At 48.8% G+C, this 7,510-nt stretch carries 5 protein-coding genes; 4 read left to right on the top strand and 1 reads right to left on the bottom strand.

Going from position 1 to position 7,510, the window contains the following annotated elements; genetic code table 11:
• Positions 1–484: 484 nt before the first annotated feature.
• Positions 485–907: a helix-turn-helix domain-containing protein gene (locus VIM87_RS27925; protein ID WP_332000166.1), complete on the bottom strand. Its 423-nt coding sequence runs from the start codon at positions 905–907 to the stop codon at positions 485–487.
• A 131-nt stretch (positions 908–1,038) separates the two neighbouring features.
• Here VIM87_RS27925 and VIM87_RS27920 point away from each other — a divergent pair, with 131 nt between their 5' ends.
• The 4 genes from VIM87_RS27920 to VIM87_RS27905 form a co-directional block, all read left to right on the top strand.
• Positions 1,039–2,157: an alkene reductase gene (locus VIM87_RS27920; RefSeq protein ID WP_332000165.1), complete on the top strand. Its 1,119-nt coding sequence runs from the start codon at positions 1,039–1,041 to the stop codon at positions 2,155–2,157.
• Between the two features lie 193 nt (positions 2,158–2,350).
• Positions 2,351–2,938 carry an RNA polymerase sigma-70 factor gene (locus VIM87_RS27915; protein WP_332000164.1) on the top strand — a complete coding sequence of 196 codons (588 nt, stop codon included), beginning with the start codon at positions 2,351–2,353 and terminating at the stop codon, positions 2,936–2,938.
• Between the two features lie 107 nt (positions 2,939–3,045).
• Positions 3,046–4,182, top strand: coding sequence for a FecR domain-containing protein (locus tag VIM87_RS27910; protein WP_332000163.1), 1,137 nt, complete (start codon positions 3,046–3,048; stop codon positions 4,180–4,182).
• 185 nt (positions 4,183–4,367) lie between these two features.
• Positions 4,368–7,510, top strand: a 3,143-nt coding sequence (locus VIM87_RS27905) for a SusC/RagA family TonB-linked outer membrane protein (RefSeq protein WP_332000162.1), incomplete at its 3' end; no start/stop codon positions are given.

Below are 7,510 nucleotides of genomic sequence, written 5' to 3'. Positions count from 1 at the left end.
TTTACATCATTAATGCCTAATTTTTCAGTAGCCTTACGAAAGGCCGGGAGATATGTTTCGAAATAATACTTCCGGTCTTTAAATTTCAGCATGTTGAGCATCAGTACAGGGCCCTGTACTTCTTCAAATTCAGGTAATTTCATGGTGTTGTTTTATAATGATTTAAAAAGCCTGCAATGCGTGTAATGCGGTTATCGTTCAAGGTACTTGTGTAAATGAGGATCGTTATGTTTTCCACACAGCAAATATCACCAGCTGGTTCCGTAAAAAAGTTCAACTGGTTGAAGATTTTAAAACAGGATGGATTCCTTCAAATTTAATTGCGGGGAGGATCTAAGGGGATTAACATCGGGGTCATTGTCCAATTTATTCCAATGGCCGAACCATTGTAAATAACATTTTCATCAACATATCATTCAATGCTCAGGGTTATGCCCGTTTAACAGGCAATATAGGCTCATACTATAGTTAACTGCCGTTGATCTCACCCGGTTTTCCGCTCTTCTTTCATATTGCGGTACAACTGGCAGACTGATTTAGAAACTTGCGGCGTTCTGCGATCCTGGGATATAACGGTTTCCAAAAACTGCCGGTTGGCGTCGCCCCACTGGTTCATAGCATCAATAACAGGCATCAGTGACCAGCCTGTTTCAGTCAGGGAATATTCCACCTTGGGCGGTAATTGCGGGTAAACTTTTTTCTCCACCATGCCGTGCTCCTCCAGTTCCTTAAGCTGTACATTAAGTACCCTGCGGGTAGCACCGGGCAGCAAGCGCAGGATCTCACTTGGCCGTTTGATATCCAGGGAAATAGCATGCAGCAGCGCCGGCTTCCATTTACCGTTCAGCACTTCTTTTGTTAGGTGCAGGCCGCAATCTATCGTGAGGGGCATCTTTCTTTCATACATAGCCTTGTTCTCTTTACACAAAAATAGGCATAGTATCTCAATTGGGCATAGGGATAAATTTATCCGTATGCCTTTAGTTTCCCCCGTATTGTCCGGCTGTGGCGCATACCCGAGGTTTGCGTAAAAAAACAATGGGAAATACAGCACAGCCTCTTTTAGAGGAATACCAATTGGGAGATCTGACATTAAAGAACCGGGTAGTAATGGCATCGATGACCCGCGGACGTGCTACCAATGCAGGACTGGCACCAACGCCTTTGATGGCCGAATATTATGCACAGCGGGCATCGGCAGGATTGATCTTAAGTGAAGGCACCTGGGTTAACCCGAAGTCTATCGGCTTTATCAACGTACCGGGTATTTACACCCGGGAACAGGTTGAAGGATGGAAAATGGTCACCAGGGCTGTACATGACAAGGGCGGCCTGATCTTTTCGCAGCTTGGGCATATTGGCACTGCATCCCACCCTGATCATCTTAACGGCGAACTGCCTGCAGGGCCGTCCGCAATTAATCCTCAAACGAAATCATTTACGCCCCAAGGCCTTAAAGACACCCTGACGCCACGCGAGCTGACCGTTGCGGAGATCAAACAAACCGTACAGGATTACAAGAAGGCCGCTAAAAATGCCAGGGAAGCGGGGTTCGATGGTGTTGAGGTTCACGCACATGCCGGGATGCTGATCCAGCAATTCCTGAGCCCTGCTACAAACCGGCGCAGGGACGAATACGGCGGCAGTATGGAAAACCGTGCCCGCATCGTATTTGAAATACTAAATGCCATTTTAGAAGTTTGGGGCAGTACCCGTGTAGGCATCAAGTTTAACCCGGTAGCAATCAGCAACGTAGGTATCATGACCCCTGATGAAGAAACGATACCGATGTTCCAATACATGCTCAAAAAATTAAGCGGCTATAACCTGGCTTACCTGCAAATAGAAGGACCCGCGGAAGATCTAACGGGTACACCGGTAGCGGTGTTGCAGGATAATTATTTCAGCCATTTCCGCAGGCACTACAGCGGCAGGCTGATGGCCAACCTGGGCTTTACGCAGGAAAGCGGGAACGCAATATTGAAGGAAGGCACGGCTGACCTGGTCTCTTTCGGAGCACCATTCATTGCCAACCCTGATCTTGTTGAACGATTCAGGTATAGTTTACCTTTGTCCGAAAGCAACCGGGATACCTACTACACCGGAGGTGAAAACGGCTATACCGATTATCCGGGGGCTGAGGGTTTTTACATTTAAGGGCCTCCGTTTCCCCACTTTTTCCCGTGTAAGATAAGACGACCCGGTAAGAAGAATTTTCCAACTACCTTCTGCAGTGCTATCAGCTGAATGGAAGCACCTATTGTTTGCTAACCGGAGCTGCTGCCTGTAGTGGCGGCTTTACCTTCAGCGGTTGGCAACTGTCAGCATAAATTGCTACTTTCGTTTTAAGATGACCTCTTATTTACAGCTTAGCGATCCGGAGTTAGCCGCCCTGTTAAGGGCGGGTGACGAAGCTGCCTTCAAAGCGGTTTATCAAAAATACTGGGATAAACTGCTTGCCATTGCGGGCAGGCGTTTAAGCAGCACCGATGAGGCAGAGGATGCGGTGCAGGACATCTTTCTGAACCTCTGGAAACGCAGGGAAAGGTTTGAGCTAAAAGTAAATTTTGAACATTATTTTGCAGTGGCCGTTAAATTTGAGGTCATCAACCGCCTGGCAAAGCGTTCAAGAGAACAGGAAAGGGATCATGCCTTTGCACAGGCCCCACAGGAACACCAGGCCCCACTGCATATAGGCTTTGACCTGGAGCTGCTTGAAAAACAGCTCGAAGCTACCATCAGCTCCCTTCCTCCGAAATGCCAGCTGATCTTCCGGATGAGCCGTAAACCCGACTTCACGAATAAAAAAATAGCCGAACAGCTGGATATCTCCGAAAAGGCAGTTGAAAAACATGTGACCCGTGCCTTGAAATTGCTCAAATCCCGTTTTGGGCCGCTGTTAACACTCGCTTTGCTGCTGTCGCGGGTAAAGCAGTAGGCAAATTCCCCCAAGCACCCATCATGCGCACAAAAAAAAATCACTTTTTTTCTGAAAAAAGGTAGGGTAAGCTGTATGTTGATTGGCTATTTATAAAAGCACCTGTTATGGACCAGTCAAATAACCAGGACCGGATTAATTTTCTTGCCAGAAAATGGCAGGAAGGTAATATTACGGATGAGGAAAGAGCAGAGTTCGAAAGCTGGTACAATGATTTTGACAATTCACTGGAAATAAGCTCCGGCGAGTCGCGGGAGGCCATGGAGCGAAGACTATATACCCGGATTGCGGAAAGGGGTAACATCGGCCAGAGAAGACCGTTCGGGTGGCCGCGTGTGGCAGCAGCCGCCGCTATCCTGCTGGCGCTGGGGACCGGCGGATATTTCCTGGCTAAAAGAGATGCAGTAAAAGCGCCTGTGCAGGCTGTGGCACAGGACTTTACCCCGGGCAGCAACAAAGCGGTGCTGACGTTGGCAAGTGGTGAACAGATCATATTAAATAATGCGCAAAATGGCCGTTTAGCGGTGCAGGGCAATGCCAGTGTTACCAAAAAATCCGACGGCAATATTGGATACGAAGCTACGGACGGGCATCCGTCCGGATCCTCTGCCGTTGCCTTCAATACCGTAAGCACCCCTTTGGGCGGGCAGTACCATCTGACACTTGCAGATGGCACCGGTGTATGGCTGAACGCCGGTTCTTCCATTAAATTCCCCACCACCTTCAGCGGCGCAGAAAGAAAAGTGGAGATCAGCGGCGAAGTTTATTTTGAAGTGGCTCACAATCCTGCAAAGCCATTCCGCGTGATGAATGAGCGGCAGGTGGTGGAAGTGCTGGGAACGCATTTCAATGTGAATGCCTATACCGATGAAGAGGAAGTAAGAACTACCCTGCTCGAAGGATCGGTCAGAATTACCGGCTCAAATGATAGTAAAATAATAAAACCAGGTGAGCAGGCTGTTTTGGGCAGCCATCGTTTCACTATTGCCAGGGCCGATACTGAAGAGGCGGTAGCGTGGAAGAACGGCTTTTTCCGGTTCAATGATGAAAAGATCGGCAGCATCATGCGCAAGCTTTCACGGTGGTACGACATTGATGTAAGCTTTAAGGGACCCGTGTCTAACGAAGGTTTTAATGGGAAGATCTCCCGGTATAAGAATATCAGCCAAGTCTTAAGAATGCTTGAAAAAACAGGGGCAGTACAATTTCAGATTGAGGGAAGGAGAGTAATTGTAATACAGTAGTGCTGCAGGATGAGCTGCACCTATTTCTTCTACTCAGCTTTTTAATTATTTAAGGAAGGCGTAGCACCAGTATTATCCGGAGAATGCAAGGGTGCGACGCTTAACCTATGCTTCACAAAATGTACAGACATTTCGCCAGAATCTTTGTACAGCCGCCTGGCTGTACATGCAAACTGCTATTACCAATGAAGTTAAACGTACTTCTTTTTACAACAATTATTTTATTGCTTAGCGCAGGCGCCTTTGCTCAGAAAGTCACACTTAAAGAAAAGAACTTACCGCTTGATCAGATCTTTAATAAGGTTAGCTCGCAAACGGGCTATGATTTTCTGTATACGACCTCTATGCTTAAAAGCGCTAAGCCCGTAACAATAGATGTCCGGAACGCGGAATTAAATGCTGTTCTTAAAGAGATCTTTGCCAACCAGCCATTAGGCTTCAGCATAGAAGACAAATCCGTTATTGTTACGCCGAAGGCGCAACCAGCCCCGCCGTCCAGACAGCCGGGATTATCGGGGGCGCCTGATGTATCAGGCCGCGTGGTTGATGCGAACACCGGCGCTCCCCTTTCCGGCGCCACGGTTCTTGTAAAGGGTAGCTGGAAAGGTACCAGTACGGCGGCAGACGGTTCTTTCCTGTTACACAATGTTGAGGAAAGCTCCGTGCTGCTCATTAGCTTTATAGGCTATAACACCCGTGAGATCAATGCATCCACAGATCCGGGCACCATCAGGATGCATGTTGCTATCAATACCCTGGACAAGGTGGCGGTTACGGTAAATACAGGATACCAGCGCATTAAGCCGGAGCAAAGCACCGGCGCTGTGGCGCAGATCAGCACAAAAGCCTATGAATCCAGGGTGAGCACCAATTTCCTGGACGGTTTGGCTAACCGCCTGCCCGGCCTGATGATCAACAACAATGTTTCTTTTACCAGCACAACACCCGGAAGCACGGGTTCCACATCCAGGAGCCTGTTCAATATCCGTGGTATATCCACCATGTCGGCCAATCAGAACCCGCTGATCGTGCTTGATGGCTATCCAACTGAGCTAACTATTGACATGATAGATCCGAACGAGATCAAAAGCGTAACTATCCTTAAAGATGCGGCTGCCGCTACCGTATATGGCGTGCGTGCTTCCAACGGGGTAATTGTGGTGGAACGAAAGCAGGCAACTGCAGGAAAGCCAAAATTCGCTTTTCGCACAACGCTCGGCATCACGCCCAAGGAGAACTATAACCGGTACCGGTACGCGGATGACGGATCGGCAGTTTACGCAGACTTCGAGAAAAGTATTTACTCCACCAGTGTAAACCAGGACAGCTGGTCCCAGCTGGCGACGATCGGCAGCGGCTACAGCCAGGCCTATTCACCGGTTTATTATCTGCTGGCGCAATCGGCGGCAAACATCATCACACCTGAGCAATTTGCCAGCTCCTATGCTGCCTTACAGGGATACGACAACCGGGATGAATACAGTAAATTATTACTCCGGTCTGCCATCACCCAAACGTATAATCTCAGCGCCTCAGGCGGCAATGAAAATGCGCTGTATTACATCACCGCAAATTATACCGGCAACCGCCTGCAGGCACGCAATAACAATAATAACAGGTGGTTGCTTTCCGGCAGAACGAACCTGAAATTAGCGTCAAGGTTATCGCTGGAACTGATCACCGACTACCAGGAGCTCCGCACCAACCGCGCACCTGTGCCTAACCTTACAGACCTTCTTCCTTACGAGCATTTGCAGGATGTGAACGGCCAGCCATTGTATGCAAGCTCCGGGGCTGAGATCAACCCGTTCTACAATAACTCGCTTAAGCAAATAGGCTTGCCCGACGTGCTCTATTATCCATTGACCGACGTAAACCAGATCAGCGATAAAACCAGGACCATCAACAATCACCTCACCGCCAACTTCAATTATAACATTGGAAAAGGCTTCAGCCTTTTATTCGGCGGTATCTACGAGAATTCACGCACGGATTTCCGGCACTATGCCTCGGAATTCTCCTCTCAGGCAAGGGTTTATATTGCCCAGTATACCAGCACCAACCCGGATGGAACGCTCAAATACAACATCCCGCAAGGCGGTTACCTGAACCAGGAAACAGACAACACTTACAGCTATACGGCCCGGACGCAGCTGAACTATAACAAAAGGTTCGCTTCGCACCATTCATTTAACGGTATCCTGGGTGCAGAATTAAGGAACGTTGTGAGCAAAAGCAGCCTGGCGTCCTATTTTGGGTACAGTGATGAAACCCTGCTGCAGCAGCCGGTGGATTATGCCGGCATCACCAGCGGAACGGTCAGGGGCTCCTTCATCACATCATCGTCCCTGTATAACGCCTACAGCAACCTTTTTAACCAGGCTTACACCGAGGACAGGTTCCTGTCGGGCTTTGCCAACGCCGTTTATTCATACGACGATACCTATTCCCTTAGCGGCAGCATCCGGATCGACCAGTCAAATCTTTTCGGAACAAATCCAAAGTATAAATATAAACCTCTATGGTCGGTAGGTGCGGCGTGGAATATCGACAGGGAGCAGTTCATGCAGGAGGTGAACTGGGTAAACCATCTTAAGCTTCGTGCTGCCTACGGCTTTAACGGTAACGTGGCAAAATTATCGCTGCCACAGGCCATTGCACAATACACGCTGAACATGTCTACCCTGCCCACCAGCACTGCGCTTACACTGCTGTCTTATGCCAACAGCAGCCTGCGCTGGGAACAAACTAAAAATTTCAACATCGGTCTGGACTACCGGATCTTTAAGAATGTTTCCGGGACCGTTGACTATTACCTGAAGAAAAGCTCGGACCTGTTGGGAAATTCATTGATAGATCCTACTATCGGGCTCAGTCCTTCCATCATCAACAAGGCTACCATCAACAACAGGGGAATTGAGCTAAGCCTTCATGCAGACTGGATAGCCCATAAGGACTTTAACTGGAATACAGGGCTGGTGATCGCCCGCAACACCAGTAAAGTATTGGATGTTTACCAACAGGGCGCTTACAGTCCTCAAACGCTGAACGTTCTGGGATACGTAAAAGGCTACCCGGTAGGCGGCTTGTTTGCCTATCGCGATGCTGGGCTGAGCAATGCAGGGTTCCCGCAGGTGAAAAATGAAAAGGGAAAGATCTACCAGACGGATGACAGCTCAACCGGATCGCAGCAGTCAATGAGCCTTAACAGCGATACCTCCGGCGTAACCCGCTATATGGGCTCAGCGATCCCCACCATCAATGCGGGATTAAGTAACCGGTTCGACATCGGGAGGTTCTATGTTTTTGCAATGGTTAATTATTATGG

The organism is Chitinophaga sp. (assembly GCF_036569125.1).
In the GTDB taxonomy this organism is placed as follows: Bacteria; Bacteroidota; Bacteroidia; order Chitinophagales; family Chitinophagaceae; genus Chitinophaga.
Note: the sequence above shows the minus strand (reverse complement) of the source record. Positions and strands in the feature narration are given on the sequence as shown.

Excerpts from the sequence above, each read along its gene's own strand:
- VIM87_RS27925 (WP_332000166.1), bottom strand. The coding sequence starts at position 907 with ATGTATGAAAGAAAGATGCCCCTCACGATAGATTGCGGCCTGCACCTA.
- VIM87_RS27920 (WP_332000165.1), top strand. The coding sequence starts at position 1,039 with ATGGGAAATACAGCACAGCCTCTTTTAGAGGAATACCAATTGGGAGAT.
- VIM87_RS27915 (WP_332000164.1), top strand. The coding sequence starts at position 2,351 with ATGACCTCTTATTTACAGCTTAGCGATCCGGAGTTAGCCGCCCTGTTA.
- VIM87_RS27910 (WP_332000163.1), top strand. The coding sequence starts at position 3,046 with ATGGACCAGTCAAATAACCAGGACCGGATTAATTTTCTTGCCAGAAAA.